We start from the raw sequence: 25,534 nt of genomic DNA on the forward strand, positions 1-25,534 counted from the left end.
CGTCATGAGCCCCAAACGGGCGGGATCGGGCCTCTGATCAGCAGGTGACCGGCCCTCAAGGATCGACGAAACTGCGATCATCGATGGGGTTGATCATGGTGAGAGCGCCTCGGCAGTTGTGACGCGGGCGGCGTAGACCTGGTTCGGGTGGCCGGGGCCCTGACCGTTGACAGGGTGCGCCTATAACCTGGCCGATGGCCGCGCCACCGGCCTCGGGCAATCTGGTGGAACACCCTCTAGATCGACGCCGCGGTCACGCAACTGCGCGAGCAGGGCTTCCCGGCGACGGATGAGCGCCTACTTGCCTCACAGTATGTGGGGGTCCGTCAGGCATGTTGGCCACGTCGGGCATGTTGGCTCGCTGTCAGCGAGGCGCTTCGAGCGCCGCCTGTCCCGCACCCTGTCCGCACTCCACAGTGTTGCCATCCCGATGCCGCATCGCACGGGAACCGGGCGCACATCCGCCTTCTCACGTAGACACGAGTGTCTGTATATGATTACTTTGATCACCGAGCCCGGCGTACTGGGAGGCGGATATGGCAAAACACGAGGCTTTTCGCCATGAAGGATCCGTGAAGCTGGGCTTTGCCATGTTAGGCATCGGGGCGGTCTTGCTCCTGTGCTGGCTCGTGGCGTCGAGCGATGCAGAGGAGCCCAGATGTGGCGGCGAACGGATGACCAGCGGCGACTGGTGCTCGAGCAGGAGGTCGGGACCTTCGAGCTTTGAGGAACGTCAGGCGAACGCCGCGGCCGCGGCCTTCTGGTTGCTGCGAATCGGCGGGGTCCTCACTGTGGGCGGAGCGGGGCTCCTGGTCGCCGAACGCACGACGCGGAGCATCCGGGCGGGCGCCACCCCGTGGGCCAGGGCGCGAAGGCAGCGCGAAGCCGAGGAGGCAGCCGCCGCCCGTGCGGCAGCCCGGGCGGCGCTGCCGCCGGTGTCACGGGATCAGCTGGTGCTGGAGATTCGCGCGATCAAGCTCCCGCTCGCATCGCGGCCGGGATATGACCCGCGAGCAATCGACGCCCTCCTGAGCCGGCTCGTCACCCGCCTCGAAACAGAGCCCGACACGGCCAAGAGCGTGATCCCTCCGGCTCTCTCCTTCGACCTGGCCTACATGACCACCTCGCCCGGGTACGACAAAGAGCTCGTCGAAGCCCTTCTGCGGCGTCTCCGCGACCTGCTGGACAGGAAGATCGTCTAAGGGCACAGCCTACGCCGGCCGGGTCGCCCTCTATCTGTCCTGCTGTGGAGGTCACGGCGTGGATTGGTCGAGTCCGAGCCTGGCGCAGCTGATATGCACCTGCTGCCGGATTCACGGGTGCTGGGCTGCCGGCACGAGCGCCCGCACGTTCACGTCCGGCGACGCCTCAACGGCAACGGCGCGTTCGCCAAGGCCGGGCAGCCGCGAGCGATCCCGGTAGAGTCCGCCACGATCGACCTGTATGCGGCCTATCAGTACGAACGCGACGAGGTCGACGAGGCCTCCTCGGTCGACACGGTGTTCGTGAACCTGTTCCACGCCCTGCTGGGCGGCCGCGGCCTGGACCGCGTGGCTGCCGGCGAACACGCCGTCGCCCTGGCGGCCTGATGAGGGGGATGCGGCGAGGTGGCTGTTCACCGACGACGTCGACAACCGGTCCACGGGCGCCTACCGCTGCACGGTGCAGGCCCGTGACCGCGTCTCGCACACACAGGTCATGTGTGACCTGTGTGAGAAGACCTTGCGCCGCTCGGGACCCACGATCGAGGAGTTCCGGGACACCTCTGGCCGCCATGCACCTGGTCGTCGGCGCCGCCTGGTTCGCCGGCATGCGGACCGCTTCCGGCCGCTGAGCGCCACAACCGGCGGCCGCCCGAGGTCAACGACGTGGTCATGATGGCCTTCATCGGCCCGAACGGCACCCGTCCCGGCTCACCGCTGAGCGGGGAACAGGTCGGCGACCACGTCAGCGCCCTGTCCTCAGCGGCCGGGCACGCGGTGCACGACCAGACGCTGCACCTGCGCGACCCCCGCCAGGTCGACGCCGCGCTGGCCGGCACCTTCACCTGATCCACCCGCACCCATCGGGCCGGCCGCCGGTAGAGCTTCCCACCCGACCACTCTTGGCAAGGAAGGCAGGATGAACGACAACCACAACGACGCGGCCGTGACCGCCGTCGCCGACGCCTACTTCGGCGCCTGGCAGGCCAACCAGCCTGCCCGGCTGGCCGACGTGCTCGCCGACGACGTCCGCGTCAACGGTCCCTTGGGCCAGATCGACGGCGCCGCGCAGTACCAGGCCTCCCTCGCCCGGATCTTCTCCATCACCGGCCACCTCGTCTTCCACAAGCGGTGGGTCGACGGCACCTTCGTCCTCACCGCCGACCTGGCCGCGTATCTGGCGGCCGCGGTCGACGCCGACGTCGCACCCGGCGAACGGGTCGACATCGGCTGGGACCGGCACGTCAGCATCGGGGAAGCGGCCGGCCTGATGAGCAAGCACGCCGCGAAGACGATCAAGGTGCGGGCCGTGCCATCCGCGCTCACCCGGGCGGCGGGTGCCCTGATGGGTCCGTTCATGCCGATGGTCAAGGACATGGCCGCCATGTTCGGCTGGTTCGACAGCGGCCGCTCCGTCGCCGACACCCGCCGGCAGGCCCAGCTGTTCGGGCCGGCTCCCACCGTCGACGACGCCATCGCCCGCCTCGTCACCGACCTGAACCATGCCCGGCGTCGATGAGGAGCGATCGGGCCGCGGACGGCCGACCGGGGCCGGGCTCGAGCGAGTGCCCCGGTCCTCACCGGCGCACGGCCAGGGGCGCCGCCGGGCTGTATCCCTGCTCTCCTGCCCGCCTGGCGGCAACTCGAGGCGAGCCCGCCGGTCGGTGAGGAGGGCCGGGCCGTGGCGACGGCCTGCGCCGTAGCGGATCGCCGACCAGCCGGCTCTGCGCCCGCCGCCACTCACATGCTGAGCCAAGAGCGTCGCGGCGGGCATTGAAGGTGGCCGCGGCCGTGCCGCCTCACCGCGCGGTGAACCAGGCGGCCAGCCGGTCGGCACCCACCGCCTTCGCCACCGAACTCCGCGGTCATGGCGCAGTGCGAGGGCGTACGCCTTGAGTGCGCCAACGGGACATCTTGTTCCGATGCTCGTCGTGCGCCGTCACGCGGCCGCTGCGATGGCGGCGGCGACGAAGAGCACCTGCAGGGCGGTGCGGGTGGGCAGCGGGGTCACCGGTTTTCCTGCCAGGGTGAGGCCGCGGCGTGCCGCCGAGACGTTGGCCGGGAACATGGCGATCATGAGTAGTGCGAGCCCGATCGCTGCGTACGGCGCGATCGGCGGCAGCAGCAGCCCGGCGGCGCCGGCCAGTTCCAGTACCCCGGTGATGGTCACCAGCAGGGCCGGCTGCGGGAACGCCGCGGGGATCATGGCGACGAAGTCGCGCCGCCATGAGGGCAGGAAGTGCGGCACGCCGGTGACGACGAACATCAACGCCAGGGCGCCGCGCAGCGCGGCCTGCCAGCTGTCGAGCATGTCGACGCCGGCCACGCCGAGCAGCCGCAGGGCGACGAAGCCCCCGATAAGGGCGATGAACGGGACCATTCCCTCCTCCAATCTTGTCATCGGCAAGATTGGAGGAGATTCGCCATCTTGTCAATGTCAAGATAGGGTGGGTGTCGATACCAGGACGTCGTGTCGCGGAGGTGAGGGAGATCAATCAGCCGGCCTACCACCACGGCAACCTGCGAGGGGCCATCATCGCCGCCGCCCTTCAGGCCATCGGCGAGTCCGGCCCGGCCGGGTGGAGCCTGCGTGAGCTGGCCCGGCGCGCGGGCGTCTCCCATGCCGCGCCCGCCCACCACTTCGGTGACAAGACCGGACTGTTGACGGCCGTGGCCGCCGAGGGATTCGAGCTGTTCGCCGACAGCCTGGAACACGCGGCCGGGGACGTCTTGGCGGTCGGGGTGGCGTACGTGCGCTTCGCCATCGACCATCGGCCCTACTTCGAGGTGATGTTCCGTCCGGAGCTGTATCGCGCGGACGATCCCGGCATGCGATCCCCGCGTGAGCGTGCCGCCCATGTGCTTGCCACCAGCGCCCGCAGACTGTCGCCGAGTTCGGCGCAGGACCGGCTGACCACGATCGCCGCATGGTCGCTCGCCCATGGTTTCGCCAGCTTGTGGCTCAGCGGCTCTCTTCCCGAAAGCGCGCAGGGCGATCCGGAGGCGATCGCCCGCTCACTCGTCCAGTTCGTCTTCGACCCGATGAACAGGAACGCGTCGGAGTAGGAAACGCCACACCTCACCGCTCGATTCACCCGCCCCATGAATCGGCGATCTCGCGTACCTTGTCGCGCAGCCAGCGCTGGGCGCCGTCGGCGTCGCTGCGTGGATGCCAGGCCATCGCCACCGCGACCTCGGGCAGGTTCAAAGGGATCTCGAAGATGCCCAGGCCCAGTGCCGCGGTCACGTCGTCGTCGGCAGGCGCCGGCGCGATGCACACCAGATCGCTCCTGCTGACCAGCAGCAGTGCCATGGAATGTGAGGGGACGGTCGCGACGGTACTGCGGCGCAGCCCCTGCGCGGCGAGCAGGTCGTCGATCGGTCCCTGCAGGTGCCCATGCCGTGACACTCCGATGTGCCTGGCGTCGGCGAACCTCTGCAGCGTCGGCCCCTTGGTCACCAGCGGATGATCACGCCTGGCGACGCCGACGGCGTGGCCGGTCGCCAGGCGCTCGACGCGGGTCTCCGGGTCGGTGTGGTCGACGACTCCGATCTCCAGGTCCACCCGGCCGTCGCGCAGCGCCGAGGTGCCTTCCAGTGTGTCGGGCAGGAAACGCAGCACCACGCCCGGAGCTTGCTCGCCCAAGGTGCTGACGAGTGGCGCGGCCAGGGCGGACAGCAACATGTCGCTGGCCTGGAGGCTGAAGGTCCGTGTCAGGGTGGCGGGATCGGGCTCGGCCGGGGGAGCCAGCAGGGCGGCGGCCTGCCGTACCAGATCATGGACGCTGTCCCGAAGTTCCAGCGCCCTGGGTGTGGGCACCAGGTTGCGGCCCGCCCGCACCAGGATCGGGTCGTTCAGCAGCCGTCTGATCCGTCCCAGCGTGCGGCTCATGGCCGGCGGCGAGGTGTTGAGCCTGGCCGCCGCCCCGGTGACGCTGCCCTCCTCGAGGAGGACGTCGAGCGCGAGCAGGAGGTTCAGGTCCAGCGTCACGTGCGTCCTTCCGTTCACTCCGGCATGTTGCCCGTGGCGCTGCCGCTCTCGAACGGCGTCGTGACGCCCTCGTAGCCGAGATGCATCAGCATGCCTGCCGCCGCGTGATCCAGGTTGTGGCAGTGGTCCATCCACAGCCCGGGGTTGTCAGCCCTGAAGCCGATCTCGAACCAGGTGCCGGGCGGCAGGTCGAGCGTGTCGATCCACCACGGGCTGCCGGTGACCGCCCTGCCATTGGCGGACATTACCAGGGCATGGTGGCCGTGCAGGTGCATCGGGTGGTTGTCCCTGCTGCGGTTGATCAGCGTCATCTTGACCAGGTCGCCCTTGCGCACCATCTGCATGGGCACGTCGGGGTAGAGCCGCCCGTTGAAGGCCTGGATGAGGTCGAGCGAGCCGTCGACGAACCCTACGCCGTCGCTGGCCACGATGGTGAACTGCCTGTCGAAGCGGCTCGACGCGTCGAAGGGTGTCGGGGCGGGTCGGCCGTACTGCGCGGGGTCGAAGTCTCCGGACAGCACAGGCGTCTCTGGCGTGCCCGTGCCGTCGGGGCTGAGCAGCAGCCCTTTGCCTGGGGCAGCCAGGTCGGCGAGGTACACCGGGCCGTTCGGCATGGTGAAGGTCAGGTCATAGCGTCCGCCGGTGGCCAGCGAGAGCCTGAGGTTCCTGAGCTCGCCCGGTTCGCGGACCTCTCCGCCGTCGATCGCGGCCACACGGTACGGCGTGCCGGTCAGCGCGAATGTGGTCGCCTCGGCGTCGGAGACGGTGTTGTTGCCGGTGTTCACCAGCCGCAGCCGTACGGCGGTGCCGGGCTGGACGGCCTTGCGGGTGAGCGTGTCGGCGGCGCCGAAGGCGGGTCGCGGCTCGTCGCCGACCGGCCAGGCGTGGGACATCACCACTGTGTCGAACTCCTCACGAGCCTGTTCGGCGCGCTCGACGACGATCGCGCCGAACAGGCCGCGGACGACGGCCGTGGAGGATGCTTGGTGGGTGTGGTACCAGTACGTGCCCGCCCGGTCGGCGCGGAAGCGGTAGATGTGGGTGCCGCCCGGCCGGACCGCGTCCTGTGTGAGACCGGCGACACCGTCCTCGGCGTTGGGCACGTCGAGGCCGTGCCAGTGCAGTGTGACGCCCTCCTTGGGCAGCCTGTTCACCAGTGTGACCTCGACCAGGTCGCCCTGCTTCACCCTGAGTTCCGGTCCTGGGACCTGGGCGTTGAACGTCCAGGCGGCCACAGGGGCGCCGGACGTGAGCTTGATCGCGGTCTCGGCCGCGGTGAGGGTGAAGGTGCGATCAGGAATGCCGGTGCGGGGGCCGTGCAGAGTGGTGAGGTCGACGGAGGGGGCGGCGGTCCTCCGGTCGCCGTGCCCATGTGACGGGCCGGCGGCCGCCATGGTGTGGCGCTTAGGCCATCTGCTGGTGAACGAGCCGTAAGCGAACCCGCTCGCGGCCAGTACGACGGCTGCCAGGACGAACGCCGACATCCGGACGACCCTGCTCACGCGTGGACTGGCGATCGCCCATGCGCGCAGGATCAAGAAGGCCAGGAACAGCATGGCGCCGTAGCCGAAGACGTTGGGCGTCTCGGCCTTGACGGTGAAGGCGTGGAAGAAGCCGAGCAGCGAGGCTGCCGCCGTCAACCGGACGACCATGACGCGATCGGAGCGCAGGCAGGCGATGACGGCGGGCAGCAGGACGAAGGGGATCTCGATCAGCACCTGGTCGGCGGCGAACCTCCAGCCGAAGGTCACGAGCAGCATGACCGTCGCCACGCTCTTGGCGGCCAGGGACGCCAGGCCGGCGGTAAGCCACCAGTGGACGGTTCGCCTGCTCAGGCGTTCGACGAGGAATGCGAGTGGCATCCAGACGAGGAAAGCGAGGGCGGACAGGACCGCGCTGACGATGTCGATCGTGACGAACATGGCGGGAACCGTAGGTGCGGCCTGTGGAATGCCACCAGTGCAATGTCGGTAAGGAGGCTTTTCGCTGGACGCAATCGACGAGGTCGGAGGGGGAGCGGGCGCGCATGGCGTGGCGCAGGCCACACGGTCAGGCGGGGCGGGCACGAGGACCATCCACCCGTGATCTGGTGCAGGTGGCCTGAGGTTGCGCAGTGGTGTCCGTCTCGCCTTGCTGGTCCTGCTCCTCCGCCCCGGCGAGCGCCCGGTACACCGAGGCGACAGCGGGGGAGTGGCCGGCGTTCTCGCCGGTCCTGATCGTCGGCTTTCTGGCGATCTCCGGGGCGGGGGTCTTCCAGGGCGAGGGCGGCGGTCAGCGAGTCGTCGATGACCTTCGGTCGGGCGGCGACAGCGAGCACGGCGACGAGCATCGCCCCCATGCCGGTGAGTGACCGGTGAGGAGTTCTAGCTGGACGCCGGCACTCTGGAGCTGGGTGGGCAAGGTCATCAGCTCGGCGGCGTTGCGGGCCAGGCGCTCGAGTTCGTGGACTGTGAGGATGACCTCCTGGTCGTGGGCGAGCTTGAGCGCCTTCTCCCGCTCGGGTCGGGCCTTGACCCGGGTGCTGGTCTTCCCGGAGAAGATCCCTCAGTCGCCCAGCGCTTTGCCTGGGGCTCTACCACGGGACGTTCTCGCCGTGGCGATCCAGGAACTGCAGGCCGGGAGCGCCGGCCTGCGCTTCGAGGACGTCGACGACGTCCGGGATGCTCTCCTCGGGGATCAGTGGCGCGTCGGGTCCGCCGAGCCGGGTCTGATTGTGGCCGGGGTCGATGAGCAGCTTGGTCTGCCCGTCGTCGGCGTGGCGGGTGGCGTAACTGCGCATCAGCTGGTTGAGCGCGGCTTTGCTGGCCTTGTACAGCTCGTAGCCGGGCTCGATGTTGCGTGAGATGCTGCCCTGGTCGGATGACATGACCGCGACGGTTCCGCCGGGCGCGACGAGTCCGCGCAGTGTCTCGAGGGTGCGCAACGGGCTCAACGCGTTGGTGATCATCACCTCGGTGAACATGTCGGTCGGGACCTCGTCGATGGGCAGATCACCTCGGTCGATCGCGGCGTTGACGAAGAGCAGATCGAGTGTGTCCGCTCGGCGGTCACGTCCTCGCCAGTCGGTGCAGGCTATGGAGACCACCTCTCTGGGCACGGCGCGGTGTTGTTCGGCATGGCCGGGTCCGAGCGGGAGCACGTGCGAGAGAAGTCGCTGATGGGCCAGGCCGCCGCGCGCGTGGTCGTCATGGCGGGCGGCCGAAGGTGTTCGACCACGTCCGGTGATGTCGCCCGCAAGCTGGCCATCCCGACAGGCAAGAACAAGGGGCCGGCACCCTTCGGCGGCGAGTGTCCACCGGGTGCTCGCCGACGGCGAAGTCGCCGTGTCGTAGGGGCAAGCTTCTACCGGCTGCGTGACCGCTCGCAGGAACGCGAACTGCCGCAGGCGGCGGTGCTGGGGCCGCCGTCCGCTTCATGACCGTCGACCTGCCGATGCCGAGCCGTGGCTAATGCTGCTCGACCTGGCCACTGGTAAGTACGGCGACCTGTGCATCCGCCTGACGCCAAGGCGCGGTCCATCAGCGTCCAGCAGGGGATGGGCGACGGCCGCCTGGTGTCCCACCCGCTCAAGGGCCAGCACATGATCATCGAACTCGCCCGCATCCCGCAGGAGTTCGCCGGAGCGGGCCGGGTGGAATATCACCCTCATGTTGGGTGTGCGGAAGGCGCTGTATTTCGGGTTCTTCGCTGCGTCAGGGGCCACGTTCGGCTGGTTCTCGTGGATCGCCGCCGGAATCTTGCTGGCCAAGACCCGCGAGGTGTGGATCTCCGCCCTCGTGGGCGGCCTGCTGGGGGTGGCGATCGACGCCCTGCTGCGCTACCGGCGGACCACGCGGGCAAGGCAGGAAGACGAACCGGTGATCGGGTTCCCAGTCCTCACCGTCCTGCTGTCGGCCTCGGGGACCTTCGTCGCTGCGGCCAGCGAGAACGCGCTGGGTGAGCTGATCAAAGAGGTACGGTGGCCGTTCCTGTTCAGCGTGACCACGTTCTTCGTCGGCGGGCTCGCCGTCCTCGCTCTCACCGAGCTGCTGAGATTCCTCGGCAAACGGCTGGACGAAGACACCGCGGAGGACGAGGTGGTGCCGATGCTGATGTTGAAGGGGTTCCTCCTCGTGCTCGGCAGCCTGCTGATGGCCGCACCGGTCAGCCTTGCCAGCCTCCTGGCGGGCTCGGATGCCGCCTATCCCTCCCTGGCGTCCTGGTGGATGCTGATCGGCATCGTCGCCGGCGTCGCCGTACTGACGGCCAGATACTCTCCGTGGTTCGCGATCGTCGCGAGCGCGATCACGCTCGGCGTGATCGCGGTGTTCTTCGCCCTGGCCGGCCTGGGGCCTACCGAGGAGTTGGAAAGGACCGTGCCGGTTTCGGCGCCCAAGTTCGGGTCCCTGATCGCCGGAATCACCCAGGGCCTGCTCGAGGTACCGGACGTTCCTGCGCAGACGTGGACGGCGGCGCAGGCGCAGTTACGTGCCGGCGCCTCGGGAGAGCTGATCGAGCCCGAGATTCCGCCCTTCGTCTCCGGGCCGCTGAGCTTCATCGCCGGCTGCGACCGCATTCCCTCTCAGCCGAGCGTCTTCGCGCCCGACACGTATCTGACACGCAAACACGCGCTGTGTGGAAAGATCGAGGCCACGACCAACGCGGAGTGGACACGCTCCCTGATCGTCGTCGGCTTCTTCTGCGCGGCGCTGGTGTGGGCCACGCGGCTGGAGCGGCGCTGGCGGCCTGCGGACTACGAGCGTCATCCCATCCGTGGCTACGACAGGGCCTTGCTGGGAGTGTTGTTGCTTGGCCTGCTGGCCGGCCTGCTGACGCTCCGCATGGGCGGCTATTGACCGCGGAACAGGCCTCCATCATGTGCCACCGATTCGGGCCTGGCAGCTCGGTGACGTCAAGCTCGGCCATACCGTGGTCAGCACCCGGCCCGCGTCGAACGAGGCGTTGTAGGTGAGGATGCGCCGCCCGCCGACGGTGGCCAGAAACGCCGGCACGGCGGCAAAGAAGGCCGGCTGGACGGCGTCGCGGTGCCCGGGCCGGAGTGCGTGATCGTCATGAGGGCGACCTCCTCATCGAAGGGCTGACTGTTCCAGAGGTTGACGGTTTCGCGGACGCGGAGCGGTTTGTCGGCCGGGCCCTTGATAGGGGAGGGCACGATCTTCTCTTCGTGCTCGCAGCCGCTATCGGAGTGTGTGCACGTGGGTTGAGACCGCGCCGACGCCCAGTAAGCCCGGGACGCAGCCGAGCGGGCCGGCCAGGCACGGATCACCGCCGAACGCGCGATGCGCGAGGCCCGGCGTGACCAGGAGCTTGCCGAGGAACGGGAGCTGACCGCTCGCACCGACCTCGAGCGCATCGGCCGGGGCCGCAGGCACCTACCGGAACGCGGAAGGAAGGCTCAAACGGTTTTCCGGCCTCCCCGGCGCTTGCGTTCACCCCAGCAAGTCCGCAACCGGTTGGCGTGAGCCCATCGCGTGGTTTGGAGCGAATTCACTGCATCCGGGGAGTCGCCTGGCGGCACACAGGTGCGCCTTGTGACGCGCTCGGCCGGGCCCGTCCCCCGGTCTGTGATCGAGTGCCTGTCGTAGAAATGCAGGATAGCGATATAGGGCGCGCGTCCGGCCAGGGTGAGCGTGGCGATCAATGACCGGCTTACGGGATCATCTTCGTGTGAAGCAGCCCAAGCCACGGTTTGTCGCGGCCCGGAAGCCCGACCATCTCTGGGAGATCACCAAGGCGGGAATCGCGCTGGTGCCGTTCATCGGGGGCGTCCTTCACTACGCCAGGCGCGCGGACGTGAGCCTGCCCATACTCCAGCTGGAACTGGCCTTCGACGCCGCGACTGCCCGCACGCTTGTCAAGAGCGCGGTGGGCGCGTTCGAGGACGCCGTCCGCGCCGACTTCACCCTCATCCTGGCCTACACCGCGACCTTGCTCCTTGCCTGTGGCATAGCCTTCACCCAGGTCAGGTCCGGGCGGGGGCGGAAGGCCACGGTGGTCGCCGCGGTGCTGGCCCTGGTGGTCGCCGCCTGTGACCTCGGCGAGAACTCGATGCTCCTGCGCGGTCTGGAGTCCCTGTCGCGGGGCGGAGGCGACGACTCCGCCTTCCTGTGGGCCGGGATCCTGGCGTCCGCCAAGTTCGTCCTGCTGGTCCCGGTGGTCGTGACGGCGATCATCGGTCTGGTGCTCGCCGTACGGCGGGGCGTGCGGGGGTTGCGGGAGGAAAGGACGACGCCTTGAGCGGCGGTCGGCCGAAGGCGGCCACCGCACGAGGCCAACCGGTTACCGCTGTGGGGTCATGCGGCGGGCCGAGACGGTCACCCCCCACCGAGCCCCACACCGACCACGCGCAGCCCGTCATCAGGCTGACCGCCCGCGTGACTGTGTGCATGCTCGCCACGCTCGTGCAAGAACTCGTCTCATGAGCCGACCCGGCAACCCCTGAGCGGTGCGGCGGTTGCTGGAGCAGACACACACCATCGCCGAGCTGTGGCGGGCGGCAGCCTGCGCCGACGAGCGCGACGGATGAGCTTTGAGGACGATCCTGACGCGCCACCCCAGCCGACCAGTTCATCGCCGATCGAGTGGAACGTGGATCCCGTGAGCTTGGAGCCGAGAAACGATCAAGTCTCGAAGCTCACGTCTCTGCGCTGCTGTGTCGTGCTGTCCTACCTGGTCACCGGCTGCAGCCCAGCGCTCGAGGACTTCAACCGTGAGAAACCACTGGGCGAGCGTTAGTTGAGGTTTCACGATCTCGTCCGGCGGCGGCCACTGGCCGGAACCAGGAGCGCCTGGTGTCCAGCGCGCGATCTGATCCCAACCGGCCCTTCGGACGCTGCGCGCAAGGTCGGCCCGCTGGCAATTGCCGTCCACCGTCTCGACGCTGGCGTCGTTGTCCATGCATGCGTCGATGAGCCCCCACTGGCGGAGGGGCATCGCGATGATGAGGCCGACACTCACGACAGGCATGCTGTCAGGATCGCAATGGGCGGGTCAAGGTTGAAGATCCGGGCGGTTGGCCCTCAGCTAGAAGGCTGGGAAGCGATCGTCAACCGGCTATCGCCGCTGCTCAACCGCACTGCTGAACACCCCATACGTGATCGGCGTTTGCGTTACGGGCGACGGCGTGGCTGCCGGGCACCAGGACGGCCGTGCTGTGTCGAGCGCCACTCAAGATGAGCATGTTGGTGTGAAGACGTAGCGAGTATGAGAACGCCCCCCGCAGAGCAACCGAAGGTGGTGTCCTGCGGGGCGGTGATGTTCATGGTGTCACGGGGACGCTCAAGGTGCCCGTCGGCGGTGTTGCCCTGCGCCCGGCGGCTGTCGCTGGTCAGGCAGGCGAGGTGTGCAGGTCAGATGAGTGATGCGGTGGACGATTCGAAGGATCTTTGATCCAGGATCGAAGCCCGCGTCCGGCCAGCGGCTCGCCCTCGTAACGGGGGACCAGGTGGCAATGAGCGTGATCGACGCTCTGACCACCTATGGAGCCGACGTTCCATCCGACATTCCACCCATCGGGGGCATGAGAGGCGGTGAGGCGTTCCTTCATCTCATGGAGGAGCTGCTGTGTTGCCGCCCATTCCTGAGTGGTCATGTCGAACACGGTCGGTCGATGGAGGAGGGGAATGATCATGACGGACCCCTCCGGGGTCGCACCTTGGGTGAAGATCGCGTAGCAGTGAGCGTTGACGGTGACGATCTCTGGCTCGATCTGCGGTAGACAAAAGGGGCAATCCGGCATTCGATCATCATGCTGGATGCTCGCGTAACCCGGCCAGATCCTTCCATCGTGGGCGGGCTGCAGGTGCCAGACGCCTCGACCCACCGTGCTGCTTCCTGGTGGCGCTGTCGGTGGCGTACCGCCACGTGCGTTTGACACCCGCGGTGTACAGGAGCTGGTGGGGCACGACGCCCCAGGTATCGGAGCTCCGGTAGATCGCGTCCCACAGGAGCCGGACGTCCTGGACCTGGCGGTGTTCGGCGACCAGGATCGCGGCGATCTCGATGTCATGGCGAAATCCCCAGGAGTGCCCCTGCGAGGGCGTCTCATGCACGAGCAGGTAGCGTGCGAAGTCGATGTCGACCGGCTCCGGCTGGCGGATCAGGTCTTCGAGGACCTGCTGCAGGTCCTCCCCGGCCGCGTCGAAAGGCCGACCGTGTTCGTCGGCACCGCCCTCGAACGCGAGCAGGGGCCAGAGCTCGGGGTCTTCGAGCCACCAGGCGGCATCGGGAAGGGCGGGAGCGCCGTCGGAGCCGGTCACGCCGGTCGTGCGCTTCGGCGACGGTGCGGGCGTGGGCCGCGCGTTCGGCGGTGAACCGATCTCCCCGAACCAGCGAGGTCCAGGGTCTCAGGTGTCCAGTCCTCAGGGGGAACGCCCGTGGGCATGGCTGCCGTGGCCGAGGTGAACGCCGCGATCCGGGTTCTCATCGTGGATGACGACCCGCTGGTACGGGCCGGCCTGGCGATGATCATCGGCGGTTCGCCCGAGCTGAGCGTGGTGGGCGAGGCGGCCTGCGGAGCCGAGGTGCCCGCCGCAGTGGAGGCCTACGCCCCGGACGTGGTGCTGATGACATCCGCATGCCCGTGCTGGACGGCCTGGCCGCCACCGAGCTGCTGCGTGCCCGGCCCGACCCGCCCGAGGTCGTCGTGCTGACGACCTTCGACGCCGACGAGTACGTGCTGCGCGCCCTGCGCGCCGGGGCCAGCGGCTTCCTGCTCAAGCACACGCCGCCCGCCGAGATCCTGCGCGCGATCGTACGGGTGTCGGCCGGGGAGCCCATCTTGTCGCCGACGGTGACCCGCCAGTTGATCGCCCACGTCGCCGACACCGGCGCCGCCGCCCGGCGGCAGCACGCCGTACGCGTGCTGAGCCTGCTCAGCGAACGGGAACGGGAGGTGGCCGTCGCCGTGGGCCGGGGCAGGTCCAACGCCGAGATCAGCGGCGAGTTGTTCATGAGCATCGCGACCGTGAAGGCCCACATCTTGCGCATTCTCGACAAGCTCGACCTCAACAACCGCACCCAGATCGCCCTGCTCGCCCACGACGCCGGCCTGACCGGCTGAACCTCACCCCGGCGGCACCCTGACCCGAATGCCCAAATTGGCGGCTGGGGACACGTTCGGCTGCGACATGAGGTCGCACGTCGTGAGTGGTCACGAGAAGGGAGGCCCGGCGATGTCGGGACCGTGATCCAGGTCAGTGTCTGAGACCTGTCCCTGCTCTGGCGTGCGCTGCGGGTAACCGTGGGGTGCGGAGCCCGGATCGCCAGCTCGCCCACCAGGCGGTCGGGATGGAAGCTGAGCGTCACACGCAGGCCCGGATCGGCCGTCGGACGCGTGCAGGATGAAGGCCAGCACATCGGCGAGCAGTGCCTGCTCCTGGTCTCTGGTCGAGCCGGCGCCATGCCAGCCGTGCTCCTCGACGCGCATCAGCACCGGCTGGCTGGAGGCCGTGGCTGCCTGCAGGCGAGCAGCCAGCTTCGCCGGCTGCCACGGCGGCACCCGCGCGTCGCGCAGGCCGGCGGTCAGCAGCACCGCCGGGTACGGCACGCCGTCCCGAACCCGTAGGTAGGCGTCGATGATCAGCAGGGCACGCAGGCCCTCCTCAGTGGTGACGCTGCCGAACTCGGGCACGTTGATCGGCCCGCTCTCGGTGAACTCGTTGCGCGTGGCGTTCACCGTCGGCACGTGCATCGCCATGGCCGCCCACAGATCGGGGCGGCGCACCAGCGCGCCGCCGGTGGGGATGCCGCCGCTGCTGGCGCCCTCGGCAGCCAGCCGCCCCGGGCGGGTGTAGCCGAGGGCGATGAGATGCTCGGCGCAGTCGATGAAGTCCGTGATGGTGGCTTGCTTGCGCTCGCCGCGCCCGGCCTCGTGCCACTCGCGGCCGTAGGCGCCGCCGCCGCGCAGGTGCGCGACGGCGTAGACGCCGCCACGCTCGTACCAGGCGAGCATCTCGGGACGGAACTCCGGCAGGTCGATGAACCCGTGGGAGCCGTAGCCGGTGAGCACGGCCGGATTGTCGCCGTCCAGCTCCAGGTCCTTGTGGTGGATGACGGTGAGCGGGATCGGCGTCCCGTCCCTCGCGGGCACGTGCAGAGTACGGACGTGCACGTCGCCGTAGTCCACCGGTGAGCGGGGCGCCAGCCCGGTGTCCTGGAGGGACTGGCCGTCGTAGCGGTAGAGCCGCGGCGCGTCGGTCCAGCCGGCCACCAGCAGCAGGACTTCGGGCCGCGTCGGGTGGGTGGTCCACTCCAGGATCGCGCCGTCCACCGGCATCGGGAGGTCGGCGGGCTCGCCGCCGGACAGGGGTACGTGCCGTACCCGGCTGACGCCACCGTCGAGATCGCGCACCAGCAGCCGGTCGCCCACCACCCGCACCGACTCCACCGCCCGCTCACCCGCGGGCACGACCACCTGGGCTCGGGACAGATCGGGTACGGCAAGCGGAACGGCCAGCACGCGGGAGCGCGGCGCGTCCCGGTGGGAGACCAGATAGAGGGTGTCGTGGCTGGTGGCGAAGGTGGTCACGCCGTCGGCTGCGCCCGCGACCTTCCGCCACGGGCAGGTGGCCGGGTCGGCCAGCCCGGCGCGCGGCGCCACGTATATCGTGCAGTCGCTCAGCTGCTCACTGGTCCAGGGCCAGGGGCTGAGCGCGCCGTGGGAGACGATCGCCAGCATCCACTCGCCGTGCGGCGGCACCACCAGGAAAGGCCGGTCCCGCGGGGTCAGCTCGACGTGGGGGTTGAGCCCGCGTGCCAGCACCACCGTGTCCTGCGCCGGGTCGGCGCCCAGCTGATGCAGAAAGGAGCGGCTGTCCAAGCGGTGCTGCTCCACGTAGCGGTGATAGACGAACGACCGGCTGTCCTCCAGCCAGCTCAGGAAGGCGAAACGCGTCGTGGGCGGGATCGTCTCCCGGAGGGCTCCGGAGTCGGCGTCGATCACGTGGATGGAGCTGTCCTCCGACCCGGAGTCGGAGACGGCGCAGGCGACGTGGCGGCCGTCGGGGGAGGGCACGTACCAGTCGATGGCGTGGTGCCCGTCGCCGGGCACCGCGCCGGGGTCGAACAGGACCCTGCTCGCTCCGTCGGCCTCGGTCACCGTCAGCACCGGCACGCGGGCGTCCGGCTCGCGCACCAGGGCGAAGACCTTGTCGGCTGCCATCGCGAGGCCGAAGTACCGCGTGAGCGCGCTGCCCAGTTCGCGCATCCGGGTCAGCAGGCCGGCGCGGTGCGGCAGGGCGTCCAGGTGCTCGCGGGCGTGCCTGGCCTGGCCGTCCAGCCAGTGGTGGAACTCCTCGCCTTCGGTTTCCATCCACCGGTAGGGGTCTTCGAGTGTGATGCCGTGGAGGGTCTCGCGCACGACGTCCACCCGGGCGATCGGGGGTTCGGTGATGTCGCTCATATGCGCATGATCATATGCCGGAGATCCAGTGACCTATCGGACATTGGATCACGCGTCCCTCCGCCGGGCTCGCCGGACGGCCATGCCGAGTAAGCAACAGTCACGGCCTCTGACCAGCCCCGTTAACCCTTTCCGGCGTAGGGTCGGCTGGCTCGCAGCTCGCGCAGGTCCGGGATGTGGTTGTAGAGCGTGCCGGGGCTCACGCCGAGCAGGCGCGCGATCGAGGTGATGGAGTGTTCTGGGTTGGGCAGCAGGTCCCGGGCCGCCCGCAGCAGTTCAGGCGTGACCACAGTGGGCCGGCCGCCGATCCGGCCGCGGGCCCGGGCGGCGGCCAGGCCCTCGCGGGTGCCGGCGACGATGAGTTCGCGGATGAACTCCGCCAGCGCGGCGAAGACGTCCGCTTCCTCACGCGGTCCCGTTCGTCGTTGAGTACGACGGACACTCGTGGCAGTGCTCATCGTGGCCGTTCTGAACAGGCGCTACGACCCGGCAGGCGAAGGGTTCATCTGGCAGCGGCTGCGCCACTCCTGGCAGACTCATCTGGGCGAGGACGGATGGTCGGCGGCGCCAGCTGGGTTGGCCTGGACGATCACCTCGATTCGATCCGGAAGCGCCTCCTCACTGATCGCGAAGACACAGCGCCACGCTCGGGCGGTTCGATGGAGGCCGGGAAATCTTCTGTTCTGGAGTTTTCTGATGCCCCTGCCATCCCAGCGGGGCCGTTCTTGAAACGGCTGGACTGAGGTTGACGGGATCCCGTCTGATCATCGCGATCAGGCGGGATCTTGTCGTTTCAGGGGTTTCCCGGCTTCGGCGGGCCCAACGTCGCCGCCAGGGCATGGGGCCAGGCGACCCGTGGCGGGTCGCCTGGCCCGGAAACCGGTGGTCAGCTCGGGATTGCGCTGCCCTCGCAGCCTCTGCCGATCCGGCCCGTCTCGAAGTACCGCACCACGTCGGCGGCGCACTCAGGCACCCGGGTGGTCGACACGTGCACGTCGTCGGCGACCGTGTAGACGGTGCCGCCGATGGCGCGTCGCGTCTGCAACGTCCAGTCGTAGACGGACATGAACTCGTACAGGTGCCCCGCCAGCACCAGAGACCCGCTACCCCTCTTCAACGTGGCCTGCTGCACCGGCAGCGGCCAGCCGGGACACATGACAGGCAGTCCCCAGGACCGGCCGGTCGCCGGATGGCGCTTCACGAGCTTCCGGTAGGCACGCCAGGCGGTGTCGAAACCGGCCCGGCTGCTGTCCTCGTTGCACGCGACGGCCAAGTTCATGGTCCTGTTAAGGGTTTCGGGCGCGCCGGGCACGGGCGTCCCCATCATCGGAGCGCCGAGCAGCTCCTTGACGGTGGGCGGGGCGGTGCTGCCCGTCGCCTTTCGCAGTTCGGCCATCGCCTTGCCCGCGCGCGCCCACTCGGTCGAGTTGCGCCTGGCCAGATCGGCGACGGCCGAGCCGTCGATGGGCCGCTGCAGGTCAGTGTAGGCCTTGGGGCTCTTGTCGTACGCGCGGACCAGCTTCGACACCTCCTCGCGCACCTGCCGGGCGGTGGCACCGAGACCGTAGGTCTGATCGCGGCGGGCCAGCCAGGCGGCCATGCGCCCGAAGTTACGCTCGGCCGCCTCCGCGCTGTCCTTGGCGTGCTCGTCGATACGGGTCCACGGGGGCGCCACGCTGTCCAGGAAGGCCCGCTCGGTGTGCTCGGGGAACAGGCTCCGGTACACCATGCCCAGGTAGGTGCCCCAGGAGAAGCCGAGGAGGTTGAGCGTGCGCTCACCCAGAGCGGTCCGCACGGAATCCAGGTCCTTGGCCACGTTGTCAGTGGTGAGCTGTCCGAGGAAGGCTGGGTCGGAGCTTCCGCACTTCTGGTTGGCGGCGAGCTGGGCGTCGTATATCTTCCTGGCCGCCTCCTCGGTCAGCGCGCCCGGTTCCTGCGGGCCTAACGGCGAGATGGGGCAGTCAACTTTGGTGCTGTAGCCCACCCCGCGGGGGTCGAAGCCGATGATGTCGTATCGCTCGTTGAGCTTGGCCATCTCCTCGTTCCTGAGCACGACCCGCAGGATCGGGTCCAGATATCCGCTGTTGCCCGGCCCTCCTGGCAGGATGGCGGTGGCGCCGAGCCGGTGGGCCTCGTCCGCGGCGGCCAGCCGGGTCACCGCGATGTCGATCTTCCGCCCGCTGGGGTCCTGATAATTCAGCGGGACGCTGACCGTCCCGCACTCCAGGCGCTTCATCAGGGTGCGGAAGGCCGGAATCTGCTCCTCCCTCACGCGCAGGCTCCGGATCACCTCGTCGGAGTAGACCGGACAGGATTTCCACTGGACGGACGACACGCCGGAGTTCGCGGTGGCGCTCGAGCCGGCATCGGCGGTGGCGCCTGCCAAGGAAGGATGCGCCACCAGCCCCGCCAGCGCCAGCGCCGTCAGAAATGTTCGGTACGTCATACGGACTATTGGCGGCCGTGGTGTGCTTAACCAAGGTAAAGAGCAGGCAGCGCTCCCTGGTGGAGGAGCTGTGGACGGACAGGATGATCTGCTGATGGGCGGTCATCGGAGTGTGGTCCCGTGGTCAGCAGAAGTGCTGGTAGGTGGCCGTGAGGGGGTGGGGGCGGTCACCCCGAGCCGGGGCAGGCCCACCCATCCCGGGCGATCACGGCGGCGGGGGTCCCGGTAGCAACGAAGAAATTTCCAACGAAGTACGGCCTGACCGGCGGGGACGGTTGCGTTTGACGGGTTGGTGATCACTGCCGCTACGTTCGTTCCGGTTTCGTCCGGTACGGCAGGTAGAGGTGGTGCATTGTCCGAGAGGATGTTCTCCGAGGAGCAGCTGGAGCAGCTGCGTTCGTTCTCGGAGATCACGAGTGATGAGTTGATCCGGTATTTCACGCCGACGGCGGCTGATCTGGCGTTCGTGAGTCCCGGTGGGCGGGGCCCGGTCGATCGGCTGGGCATGCTGGTCCAGCTCTGTGCGCTGCCCTGGCTCGGGTTCGCGCCCGACGATGTGGTCTCGGCCCCGCCGGCGGCGGTGGCTCGCCTGTCCGAGCGGCTGGGGGTGGGCCCGAATGCGGCACCTCGTACTTGATCGACAGGAAGACGCCTCTGGCGTTGGTGTGCTGGACGTCGGTCCAGTCTTCGAGGGTCATCTCGTGCAGGGGCGCCGTCTTGGTGATGCCGGCGTTGTTGAAGGCGATGTCCAGCCCTCCGAACGCGGCGACCGTCTCGTCCACGAAGCGCCGCAGTTTGGTCGGGGTCGCGGATGTCGGCCTGCTGGTAGCGGGCGGTGCCGCCGGCCGTGCGGATGTCCTGCTCGACCCGGCGGCCCAGCTCGGCGCGCCGCCCGCAGAAGCCGACCTTCGCGCCCTCGGCGGCGAAGGCCCTGGCTGTGGCCTCCCCGATGCCGGACGTGGCTCCGGTGATCAGGACGACCTTGCCGTCGAAGCGGCCACGCGGCGGGGCCGGGGGCGGTGCGCTGGTTGGCGTGTCGGTCAGGTACGGCGATCGCCGGGGTGCGCGGCAGCGGCGATCCCGGCGAACGCGGGCCGCTCCAGAGCGGGAGCCTTGGAGATGGTCGCCGGGTCCTCGAACAGCAGCACCCCTTCGGCCGGGTGGAACCCCTCTGCGACGCCCTCGGTCCGGATCAGGAGGCCGGCCTCGGTGAGGATGTGCCGCTGCCGCAGCAGCGACTGGGTCGCGGTGGACACGCGCGAGTAGACGATCCGCACCGAACGCTCCTCGAGGAAGGGGTCGGAACCTCTTCTACCTGTCGGGAAATCCTGTCGTCAATCCGAGGCCGCAATCAGGCGCCCGGAGCGGTGTTTCATCGCCCGGTGTCCGGTTTTCCGGGCTGTTCGGGGTTGGGCCGGCGGGGTGTCGGGAAATCACCTAATCCCGACAGGACGCCCGGACCTAGCGCCGCCCCCGCTACGAGTCAGTCGCGTTACATCGCTATCAGCAAGGTGACCGCCCCGCTGGACAGCTCTCCTTACGATGGCCCAGCGGGGCCGGATGGCAGGTGGACGGTCATGATGAGGTGGCAGGATGTAAGCATGCCCTTACAGGCGGCTCAGGTCGATGGCCTCCGCCATGGCGTTCAGGCCGGCGTCGTTGGGGTGGAGCCAGTCGCCCTCTTGCCCGTCGCGGACGTTGAACTCCGGCCGCAACTGGTCAGGGTCGGTCGGCGAGCGCAGGGCCTGTTCGAAGTCGGCCACCGCGTCGTACTCGCCGCTGGTCCTGATCCAGGTGTTCACCTCGTCTCGGATCTGCTCCAAGGCGAACGGCTCCGGAGTCCCCTCCGGGTAGAGCCAGGGGTTGCCCTTGAACGGCATGATCGTGCCGCCCACGACTCGGATCAGCTCGCGGTGTCCGGCGACGATCTCGTCGGTGTCGGTCAGCCTCACGTGAAGGCAGCGGGCCTGGCCGCCTTGGGCGCGGACACGGGCCAGCAACCGGGTCACCGCTTTCGTGATGGGCGGCCGGTCTGGGAGCAGGCAGATCGACTGCTGAATGTAGATCGCGCCGAGTTTGCGCAGCTGCCGCCAGACGTGCACGCGGAGCGAGGCCACTGCGCCGGTGGAGATGCTCACCAGCAGCCAGTCACGATCCTCAACCTCGCTGCTGCTCATGTTACGAACGTAACATTCAGAAACTACGGAGCCAACATCTGGGACACGGGGTGCATGTCGGGGCTTGAGCAGCAGCCGAACGGCCAGTGGCGTTAGCGAGCCGTTGGGGTTCGGGTTATCGCCACTGGCCATTCGGTTGCGGGTGGTGCCGAGGGAATCGCCGCCGCCAGGCGCCGCGAAGCCACCGGCGCCATGCTGCCCGGCAAGAAGAAGACCGGCCGGCCGCGCGTCATCGGTCCCGTCGAGCTGGCCACACTACGCCGCCTGGTCGACGACGGCGTCTCGATCACCGAGGCTGCCCGGACCCTCAAAATCGGCCGCTCCACCGCCTACGCGGCCCTCGCGGGACGCTGACCAGCAGCTATCCCACCCGCATCTCGCTTCTGCCCTTCGGGGGCTACAGCAAGATCGTTCTCATCGATAACCGCTGTCCGCCGGTTCCTCAACCCCGGTCTTGGCGGGGCGGCGGCTGCCCCGCGCACCGGCGGGCGCATTGTGCTAGCCCCGGATGCGTTCGAGCCCGTCAAGGAGCAGGTCGAGGGTGAACTCGAACTCGACCTGGCTGTCGCACCAGCCCAGCGTCGGGTCGGGGACGTCGTGGGTCTCGGCCGCCGCCATCGCCATCAGGTGGGGCAGCGCCTCGACCATCGCGGCAAACTCCGCCTCCGCGACCTCGACGTCCATGCTCCCGCCCGCCGAGGCGGGGCTGAAGACCTCGGAAGCGAATCCGAGCGCCAGGCTGCCGAACGCGTGCAGCGCCCGGTGCGCAAGCCGGTAGGAGAACCCGCCGCTGATGAGCGTGGCCACGATCCCGTCGTAGTAGGCGTACACGCCGGCCGGGACGGTCGTGCGTGTGCCAAGGAGCCCGGGCGCCCACGGATGCCGGAGCATGACCTCACGCGCCGCAAGGAACCGCTGCCGCAGTCGGGTACGCCAGTCCTGGTCGGCCCCGGCGGCCTCGATGCGGCTGACCGCGGCGTCGATCTCACCGACGACGGCGTCGGCGAGGCCGTCGAGCAGGCCTTCCTTGCCGGGCAGGTGGTAGTACAGCGACATGGCCTCGATGCCGAGATCGGCGGCGAGGCGGCGCATCGTCAGCGCCTTGATCCCTTCCGCATCCGCCAGGGCGACCGCCGCCGCCAGCACCCGCTCGCGACTGAGTGGCTCCCGAAAGGTCTTCTCACCCATCCGTCTCCCGACCCTTGCCAGCACCTTACGTTGTATGGTTCCCTTACATCATAAGGCAAGGTCATCGGCGCCAGCCCGTCGACCCCCCGAACGACGTCGTCGGTCACTGACGCACCAGAGGAAGGGGACCACGATGCACCCATTAATCCGCAGCGCCCGCACGACCGGGCTGCTCTACCTCGGCCTCGCCATCAGCGGCGTGCTCGGCTCCCTGCTCATCCGGTCGCGACTGTTCGTTGCCGACGACCCCACTGCGACGCTTGCCCGCCTGGTCGAGCACGAGTCGCTGGCGCGCACCGGCATCGCCGTCGAGCTGCTCGTCGTCCTGACCCAGGCGCTCACCGCCGTGTGGTTCTACCGCCTGTTCCGCACCGCGAACCCCGTCGCCGCCGGCAGCATCGCCGCCTTCGGCCTTGTCAACGCGGTCGCGATCCTCGCCAGCGCGGCGCTTCTCGCCAGCGCGGTCACGGTCGCGACCGATCCCATCGGTGACGCGGCAGCCACCGTCCAGCTCCTGTACGTCCTCAGCGGCGACCTGTGGGGAGTGGGCGCGCTGTTCTTCGGCCTGTGGCTCATCCCGATGGGCTGGTGCGTGCTGCGCTCGCGGTGGATGCCCCGGCCGTTGGGCTGGCTCCTCGTCGCGGGCGGCGTCGGCTACCTGCTGAGCGTGTTCGTCAGGTACCTCGCTCCCCAGGCGGGGGTCGCCGCCGACGCCCTGGTAATTCCCTCGACCGTAGGCGAGTTCTGGATGATCGGCTATCTGCTCGTGCGCGGCGTCAGCCCTCACGCGATCGACGAACTGCCGCGCGATACGGCAGTCCCCCCGCTCCCTGCGCGATCCCGCGCCTGAACACCGGTGCGGGCGGCGTAAACGGCGGCCAGCATGAGGACCAGCCGAGCGGCCGGGGTGGTGGCGGCCTCGGTTGCCTGGTCGATGTCGTTGTGGTCAGTCGCTGGGCACCGCCGTAAGGGTGCTGGCCGACGCGGATGCCCCACCAAGGCTATGCCGACGGGACGGGGTGGAGGCGGCGGGCCACGACGGCGGCCAGCCGCCGTCCGGCCCGGTGGGCGGGGCGGCGGTCCAGCTGGTCGACGTGCAGGTAGGCCTGGGTGGTGCGCGGGTCGGCGTGGCCGAGCAGGGCCTGCACCACGTCGAGCGGTTCGCCGGCGTGCAGCAGCGCGGTGGCCACGCTGTGCCGGATGGCGTGCGGGGTGAGCGTGTGCGGGTCCGGGATGCCGGCGGCCCCTGCGAGCCGCTGCAGCAGGTCCAGGACGTAGGAGCGCTGCAGCCGGGCGCCGGTGCGGGTGACGAACAGCGGCCCGGGTGCCGCGCCCCGCTCGGCCAGGTAGGCGTCGAGCAGGGGACCGGTGGCATGGTCGTCGATGACGACCCGGTGGGGGTGGCCGCCCTTGGCGGGCAGGGTGAGAATCCGGTGGTCGCCGGCATACCCCAGGGCGTCCAGCTGGACGGCGGTCAGCTCACCGATGCGGCAGGCAGTAGCCTTGAGCACCGCGACGACGGCGGCGGTGCGGGCGGATTCGTGCGCGACCGCGCGGACGACCAGGTCGTCCAGCTGGGCCTCGGTGAGGTAGCGGCTCGGCTTGCCGGCGCGTTTGGGCAGGTCCATGCCCGCGAACGGGTTGCGCGCCGCGGCGTCGGCCCACTGCAGGTAGGCGTACCAGCTGGAGCAGGCCGACAGGCGGCGGGTGCCGGGGGCCAGGCCGGCGTGCCGCATCGCGGCGGCGTAGGTGTCGGCCTCGATGAAGGAGACGTCGCGCAGGTCCAGGCCTCGGACCTGGATCCACCACAGCCACCAGGAGACGTCGCGGATGTAGCCGTCCTGGGTGGCGGGGGAGGAGCGGCGTTCAGACAGCAGCCAGCCGCCGGTCGCGGCCAGCGCCACCTCGGCAGCGCCCGCGGTGCGCAGCAGCGTGGCCAGGCCGCTCGCGTCGCGGGCCGGCGGCGGCGTGCCCTTGGCCGGCAGCTGCACCGGAAGGGCGGCGAGCGGGATCAGCTCGGCGAAGTCGTCGGCGTCCTCGTCCGGCGCGGCTCGCGGCCGGTCGAGCAGGATGATCCCGGACGCGGTGAGGGCGTCCAGCTCACGTGCCGCGCCGGTCGCGGGCGCGGCGAGGCTCTGGAGCGGCTCGGCCGGCTCGGTGCTCATCGCGCGCCCCTGGCCGGGGGGCGCCGCGGCGCGGCGGGTGGGGGCGGCAGGATTGCCGCCGGTGGCGTCGGCGTCAGGGGCGGTGATGGGCGTGCGGCCGAGCCCGGCCGATCTGGTCACGACCGGCTCGACCGGAAGCCGTCGATCAGCCCGATCACCGCGGCCGCCGGTGGTGCCGGTCGCACTGTCCCCACGAAGGCGGTCAGTCATCGGGGTCTCCGGGGCGGGGTGCGCGAACGAGGAGCGGGCCGAGGTCGACACGGCTCACCAGGGTCGGCAGGTCCAGCCCGCCGGCCGGGGTGCGGGGGTAGGTCGCGGGCCAGCTGCAGTCGTCAAGGTGGGCCGGGCCGACGAATTCCTCGCCGATCGGCGGGCCCAGATCCGATCGTGCGGGGCGCATCTCGACCCCGACCGGCAGCACGGCACGGATCGCCGCCGCGTAGGAGTCGGCCACGAAGGTCAGCGCGCCGGGGTCGTCCGCGATCCATCGGCAGGCCGGATCGCCGGTGCGCGCCTGGCGCTCGACGGTAGCGGCGATGCTGTCCTCGCCGTTGCAGCGGTGCGGGCCGCCGGTGACGTTAAACCAGAAGCCGTACGTGGTGCGGGACGCCGTGCATTGCCCGGTGACCGGGTCGAGCGGGCAGGAGCACTCCCAGCCGTCGACGGTCGGTCTCATACACGTGACCACACGTTCGTCCCCGAGCGTGGCCAGGTGCGCGGCGGCGGTGGCCGTTTCCTGCCACGCCTGCCCCGCTGCCCGGTCCCCCTGTGCCCGGTGCAGGGCGAGGCGGGCGGTGGAGAACCGGCGGTGCGCCGCCACCGGCTCCGCATCGTTGCGATGGAGCATGACGAAGCCGAGGGCGGCCTCGTCCAAGAATGCCAGCCCGCCGTCGACCGGCAGATGCGGAGGTGGTGGCACCTGCCCGACCGCAGTCAGCAACTGCGCGAACTCGGCGGCGACCCA

The 25,534-nt window shown here is 69.5% G+C and carries 28 protein-coding genes and 3 pseudogenes; 13 read left to right on the plus strand and 18 right to left on the minus strand.

The genetic code is table 11. The annotated features are described in order from the left end of the window. Positions 1 to 536: 536 nt before the first annotated feature. The 4 genes from AC3EO4_RS53805 (at position 537) to AC3EO4_RS53820 (ending at position 2,721) form a co-directional block, all read left to right on the plus strand. Positions 537 to 1,202: a hypothetical protein gene (locus AC3EO4_RS53805; RefSeq protein ID WP_431904296.1), complete on the plus strand. Its 666-nt coding sequence runs from the start codon at positions 537 to 539 to the stop codon at positions 1,200 to 1,202. Between the two features lie 93 nt (positions 1,203 to 1,295). After that, positions 1,296 to 1,589 carry a site-specific integrase gene (locus AC3EO4_RS53810; RefSeq protein WP_431904299.1) on the plus strand — a complete coding sequence of 98 codons (294 nt, stop codon included), beginning with the start codon at positions 1,296 to 1,298 and terminating at the stop codon, positions 1,587 to 1,589. Between the two features lie 285 nt (positions 1,590 to 1,874). Continuing rightward, positions 1,875 to 2,051, plus strand: a complete 177-nt coding sequence (locus tag AC3EO4_RS53815; protein ID WP_431904302.1) for a hypothetical protein — start codon at positions 1,875 to 1,877, stop codon at positions 2,049 to 2,051. A 70-nt stretch (positions 2,052 to 2,121) separates the two neighbouring features. Continuing rightward, positions 2,122 to 2,721: a nuclear transport factor 2 family protein gene (locus AC3EO4_RS53820; RefSeq protein WP_431904305.1), complete on the plus strand. Its 600-nt coding sequence runs from the start codon at positions 2,122 to 2,124 to the stop codon at positions 2,719 to 2,721. 420 nt (positions 2,722 to 3,141) lie between these two features. Here the strand turns inward: AC3EO4_RS53820 and AC3EO4_RS53825 are convergent, their stop codons facing one another. Next, positions 3,142 to 3,603 (minus strand): DoxX family protein, encoded by a 462-nt coding sequence (locus tag AC3EO4_RS53825; protein WP_431904308.1) that lies wholly within the window; start codon positions 3,601 to 3,603, stop codon positions 3,142 to 3,144. Between the two features lie 80 nt (positions 3,604 to 3,683). Here AC3EO4_RS53825 and AC3EO4_RS53830 point away from each other — a divergent pair, with 80 nt between their 5' ends. Continuing rightward, the gene (locus AC3EO4_RS53830; protein WP_431904311.1) at positions 3,684 to 4,268 is read left to right on the plus strand and encodes a TetR/AcrR family transcriptional regulator; all 585 of its coding nucleotides are present in this window, start codon (positions 3,684 to 3,686) and stop codon (positions 4,266 to 4,268) included. 25 nt (positions 4,269 to 4,293) lie between these two features. Here the strand turns inward: AC3EO4_RS53830 and AC3EO4_RS53835 are convergent, their stop codons facing one another. Next, a complete protein-coding gene (locus AC3EO4_RS53835) occupies positions 4,294 to 5,211 on the minus strand; it encodes a LysR family transcriptional regulator (RefSeq protein WP_379580763.1) in 918 nt (305 codons plus the stop codon). Beyond that, on the minus strand, positions 5,208 to 7,115 hold the full coding sequence (locus tag AC3EO4_RS53840) for a multicopper oxidase family protein (RefSeq protein ID WP_431904313.1): 1,908 nt from the start codon (positions 7,113 to 7,115) through the stop codon (positions 5,208 to 5,210). The genes AC3EO4_RS53835 and AC3EO4_RS53840 overlap by 4 nt, the downstream gene beginning before the upstream one ends. A gap of 194 nt (positions 7,116 to 7,309) precedes the next feature. Here AC3EO4_RS53840 and AC3EO4_RS53845 point away from each other — a divergent pair, with 194 nt between their 5' ends. Further along, on the plus strand, positions 7,310 to 7,543 hold the full coding sequence (locus AC3EO4_RS53845) for a hypothetical protein (protein ID WP_379580765.1): 234 nt from the start codon (positions 7,310 to 7,312) through the stop codon (positions 7,541 to 7,543). Here the strand turns inward: AC3EO4_RS53845 and AC3EO4_RS53850 are convergent. Together AC3EO4_RS53850 and AC3EO4_RS53855 are read right to left on the minus strand one after the other, a co-directional pair. Beyond that, on the minus strand, positions 7,465 to 7,734 hold the full coding sequence (locus AC3EO4_RS53850) for a recombinase family protein (protein WP_431904350.1): 270 nt from the start codon (positions 7,732 to 7,734) through the stop codon (positions 7,465 to 7,467). The genes AC3EO4_RS53845 and AC3EO4_RS53850 overlap by 79 nt on opposite strands. Before the next feature lie 31 nt (positions 7,735 to 7,765). Further along, entirely contained in the window at positions 7,766 to 8,290 is a 525-nt protein-coding gene (locus tag AC3EO4_RS53855; protein ID WP_431904316.1) for an SDR family oxidoreductase, read from the minus strand. A 9-nt stretch (positions 8,291 to 8,299) separates the two neighbouring features. Between AC3EO4_RS53855 and AC3EO4_RS53860 the strand changes: the two genes are divergently transcribed. The 3 genes from AC3EO4_RS53860 to AC3EO4_RS53870 all read left to right on the plus strand — a co-directional run bounded on the left by AC3EO4_RS53860 (position 8,300) and on the right by AC3EO4_RS53870 (position 11,430). Beyond that, positions 8,300 to 8,611: a hypothetical protein gene (locus tag AC3EO4_RS53860; protein ID WP_431904319.1), complete on the plus strand. Its 312-nt coding sequence runs from the start codon at positions 8,300 to 8,302 to the stop codon at positions 8,609 to 8,611. Positions 8,612 to 8,840: 229 nt separating this feature from the next. Continuing rightward, complete coding sequence (locus tag AC3EO4_RS53865) at positions 8,841 to 10,028, plus strand: hypothetical protein (protein ID WP_431904321.1); 1,188 nt, start codon at positions 8,841 to 8,843, stop codon at positions 10,026 to 10,028. A gap of 832 nt (positions 10,029 to 10,860) precedes the next feature. Further along, complete coding sequence (locus tag AC3EO4_RS53870) at positions 10,861 to 11,430, plus strand: hypothetical protein (protein ID WP_431904324.1); 570 nt, start codon at positions 10,861 to 10,863, stop codon at positions 11,428 to 11,430. A gap of 330 nt (positions 11,431 to 11,760) precedes the next feature. Here the strand turns inward: AC3EO4_RS53870 and AC3EO4_RS53875 are convergent, their stop codons facing one another. From AC3EO4_RS53875 to AC3EO4_RS53885, 3 genes are all read right to left on the minus strand, one after another. Next, positions 11,761 to 12,150 (minus strand): hypothetical protein, encoded by a 390-nt coding sequence (locus AC3EO4_RS53875; RefSeq protein ID WP_431904326.1) that lies wholly within the window; start codon positions 12,148 to 12,150, stop codon positions 11,761 to 11,763. Between the two features lie 370 nt (positions 12,151 to 12,520). Beyond that, a complete protein-coding gene (locus AC3EO4_RS53880) occupies positions 12,521 to 12,931 on the minus strand; it encodes an HIT family protein (protein ID WP_379580771.1) in 411 nt (136 codons plus the stop codon). A 7-nt stretch (positions 12,932 to 12,938) separates the two neighbouring features. Next, on the minus strand, positions 12,939 to 13,451 hold the full coding sequence (locus AC3EO4_RS53885; protein WP_431904329.1) for a hypothetical protein: 513 nt from the start codon (positions 13,449 to 13,451) through the stop codon (positions 12,939 to 12,941). A gap of 123 nt (positions 13,452 to 13,574) precedes the next feature. On the opposite strand from AC3EO4_RS53885, the pseudogene AC3EO4_RS53890 reads away from it, so the two are divergent. Beyond that, positions 13,575 to 14,254 (plus strand): annotated as a pseudogene (locus AC3EO4_RS53890) (response regulator). A 90-nt stretch (positions 14,255 to 14,344) separates the two neighbouring features. Here AC3EO4_RS53890 and AC3EO4_RS53895 read toward each other — a convergent pair. The 3 genes from AC3EO4_RS53895 to AC3EO4_RS53905 all read right to left on the minus strand — a co-directional run bounded on the left by AC3EO4_RS53895 (position 14,345) and on the right by AC3EO4_RS53905 (position 19,040). Next, positions 14,345 to 16,594, minus strand: coding sequence for a prolyl oligopeptidase family serine peptidase (locus AC3EO4_RS53895; RefSeq protein ID WP_431904331.1), 2,250 nt, complete (start codon positions 16,592 to 16,594; stop codon positions 14,345 to 14,347). Between the two features lie 122 nt (positions 16,595 to 16,716). Then, a complete protein-coding gene (locus AC3EO4_RS53900; RefSeq protein WP_431904334.1) occupies positions 16,717 to 17,052 on the minus strand; it encodes a hypothetical protein in 336 nt (111 codons plus the stop codon). Positions 17,053 to 17,480: 428 nt separating this feature from the next. After that, positions 17,481 to 19,040, minus strand: a complete 1,560-nt coding sequence (locus AC3EO4_RS53905) for an alpha/beta fold hydrolase (protein ID WP_379580775.1) — start codon at positions 19,038 to 19,040, stop codon at positions 17,481 to 17,483. Positions 19,041 to 19,404: 364 nt separating this feature from the next. On the opposite strand from AC3EO4_RS53905, the gene AC3EO4_RS53910 reads away from it, so the two are divergent. Continuing rightward, on the plus strand, positions 19,405 to 19,677 hold the full coding sequence (locus AC3EO4_RS53910; protein WP_379580776.1) for a DUF4158 domain-containing protein: 273 nt from the start codon (positions 19,405 to 19,407) through the stop codon (positions 19,675 to 19,677). A 43-nt stretch (positions 19,678 to 19,720) separates the two neighbouring features. On the opposite strand, the pseudogene AC3EO4_RS53915 reads toward AC3EO4_RS53910, so the two are convergent. The 4 genes and pseudogenes from AC3EO4_RS53915 to AC3EO4_RS53930 all read right to left on the minus strand — a co-directional run. Continuing rightward, positions 19,721 to 19,822: pseudogene (locus AC3EO4_RS53915) on the minus strand (oxidoreductase); the annotation flags it as partial. 13 nt (positions 19,823 to 19,835) lie between these two features. Beyond that, a pseudogene (locus AC3EO4_RS53920) lies at positions 19,836 to 20,084 on the minus strand (SDR family NAD(P)-dependent oxidoreductase); the annotation flags it as partial. Then, a complete protein-coding gene (locus AC3EO4_RS53925; protein WP_379580777.1) occupies positions 20,081 to 20,317 on the minus strand; it encodes a hypothetical protein in 237 nt (78 codons plus the stop codon). The gene AC3EO4_RS53925 and the pseudogene AC3EO4_RS53920, both read right to left, overlap by 4 nt. A 330-nt stretch (positions 20,318 to 20,647) precedes the next feature. Next, positions 20,648 to 21,217: a Chromate resistance protein ChrB gene (locus AC3EO4_RS53930; protein WP_431904338.1), complete on the minus strand. Its 570-nt coding sequence runs from the start codon at positions 21,215 to 21,217 to the stop codon at positions 20,648 to 20,650. A 192-nt stretch (positions 21,218 to 21,409) separates the two neighbouring features. On the opposite strand from AC3EO4_RS53930, the gene AC3EO4_RS53935 reads away from it, so the two are divergent. Further along, positions 21,410 to 21,571 carry a helix-turn-helix domain-containing protein gene (locus tag AC3EO4_RS53935; RefSeq protein ID WP_379580779.1) on the plus strand — a complete coding sequence of 54 codons (162 nt, stop codon included), beginning with the start codon at positions 21,410 to 21,412 and terminating at the stop codon, positions 21,569 to 21,571. A gap of 144 nt (positions 21,572 to 21,715) precedes the next feature. Here AC3EO4_RS53935 and AC3EO4_RS53940 read toward each other — a convergent pair whose 3' ends face one another. Further along, the gene (locus AC3EO4_RS53940; RefSeq protein ID WP_379580780.1) at positions 21,716 to 22,405 is read right to left on the minus strand and encodes a TetR/AcrR family transcriptional regulator C-terminal domain-containing protein; all 690 of its coding nucleotides are present in this window, start codon (positions 22,403 to 22,405) and stop codon (positions 21,716 to 21,718) included. Positions 22,406 to 22,538: 133 nt separating this feature from the next. On the opposite strand from AC3EO4_RS53940, the gene AC3EO4_RS53945 reads away from it, so the two are divergent. After that, positions 22,539 to 23,255 carry a DUF4386 domain-containing protein gene (locus AC3EO4_RS53945; RefSeq protein ID WP_431904342.1) on the plus strand — a complete coding sequence of 239 codons (717 nt, stop codon included), beginning with the start codon at positions 22,539 to 22,541 and terminating at the stop codon, positions 23,253 to 23,255. A 151-nt stretch (positions 23,256 to 23,406) separates the two neighbouring features. On the opposite strand, the gene AC3EO4_RS53950 is transcribed toward AC3EO4_RS53945, so the two are convergent. Beyond that, positions 23,407 to 24,690 (minus strand): tyrosine-type recombinase/integrase, encoded by a 1,284-nt coding sequence (locus AC3EO4_RS53950; protein ID WP_431904344.1) that lies wholly within the window; start codon positions 24,688 to 24,690, stop codon positions 23,407 to 23,409. Between the two features lie 82 nt (positions 24,691 to 24,772). Next, positions 24,773 to 25,534 (minus strand): hypothetical protein (locus AC3EO4_RS53955; RefSeq protein WP_431904347.1); only part of this gene is annotated, 762 nt, incomplete at its 5' end.

This window comes from Nonomuraea sp. bgisy101, assembly GCF_057708945.1.

Excerpts from the sequence above, each read along its gene's own strand:
- AC3EO4_RS53805 (WP_431904296.1), top strand. The coding sequence starts at position 537 with ATGGCAAAACACGAGGCTTTTCGCCATGAAGGATCCGTGAAGCTGGGC.
- AC3EO4_RS53810 (WP_431904299.1), top strand. The coding sequence starts at position 1,296 with ATGCACCTGCTGCCGGATTCACGGGTGCTGGGCTGCCGGCACGAGCGC.
- AC3EO4_RS53815 (WP_431904302.1), top strand. The coding sequence starts at position 1,875 with ATGATGGCCTTCATCGGCCCGAACGGCACCCGTCCCGGCTCACCGCTG.
- AC3EO4_RS53820 (WP_431904305.1), top strand. The coding sequence starts at position 2,122 with ATGAACGACAACCACAACGACGCGGCCGTGACCGCCGTCGCCGACGCC.
- AC3EO4_RS53825 (WP_431904308.1), bottom strand. The coding sequence starts at position 3,603 with ATGACAAGATTGGAGGAGGGAATGGTCCCGTTCATCGCCCTTATCGGG.
- AC3EO4_RS53840 (WP_431904313.1), bottom strand. The coding sequence starts at position 7,115 with ATGTTCGTCACGATCGACATCGTCAGCGCGGTCCTGTCCGCCCTCGCT.
- AC3EO4_RS53865 (WP_431904321.1), top strand. The coding sequence starts at position 8,841 with ATGTTGGGTGTGCGGAAGGCGCTGTATTTCGGGTTCTTCGCTGCGTCA.
- AC3EO4_RS53880 (WP_379580771.1), bottom strand. The coding sequence starts at position 12,931 with ATGCCGGATTGCCCCTTTTGTCTACCGCAGATCGAGCCAGAGATCGTC.
- AC3EO4_RS53895 (WP_431904331.1), bottom strand. The coding sequence starts at position 16,594 with ATGAGCGACATCACCGAACCCCCGATCGCCCGGGTGGACGTCGTGCGC.
- AC3EO4_RS53900 (WP_431904334.1), bottom strand. The coding sequence starts at position 17,052 with ATGAGCACTGCCACGAGTGTCCGTCGTACTCAACGACGAACGGGACCG.
- AC3EO4_RS53905 (WP_379580775.1), bottom strand. The coding sequence starts at position 19,040 with ATGACGTACCGAACATTTCTGACGGCGCTGGCGCTGGCGGGGCTGGTG.
- AC3EO4_RS53910 (WP_379580776.1), top strand. The coding sequence starts at position 19,405 with ATGTTCTCCGAGGAGCAGCTGGAGCAGCTGCGTTCGTTCTCGGAGATC.
- AC3EO4_RS53930 (WP_431904338.1), bottom strand. The coding sequence starts at position 21,217 with ATGAGCAGCAGCGAGGTTGAGGATCGTGACTGGCTGCTGGTGAGCATC.
- AC3EO4_RS53935 (WP_379580779.1), top strand. The coding sequence starts at position 21,410 with ATGCTGCCCGGCAAGAAGAAGACCGGCCGGCCGCGCGTCATCGGTCCC.
- AC3EO4_RS53940 (WP_379580780.1), bottom strand. The coding sequence starts at position 22,405 with ATGGGTGAGAAGACCTTTCGGGAGCCACTCAGTCGCGAGCGGGTGCTG.
- AC3EO4_RS53945 (WP_431904342.1), top strand. The coding sequence starts at position 22,539 with ATGCACCCATTAATCCGCAGCGCCCGCACGACCGGGCTGCTCTACCTC.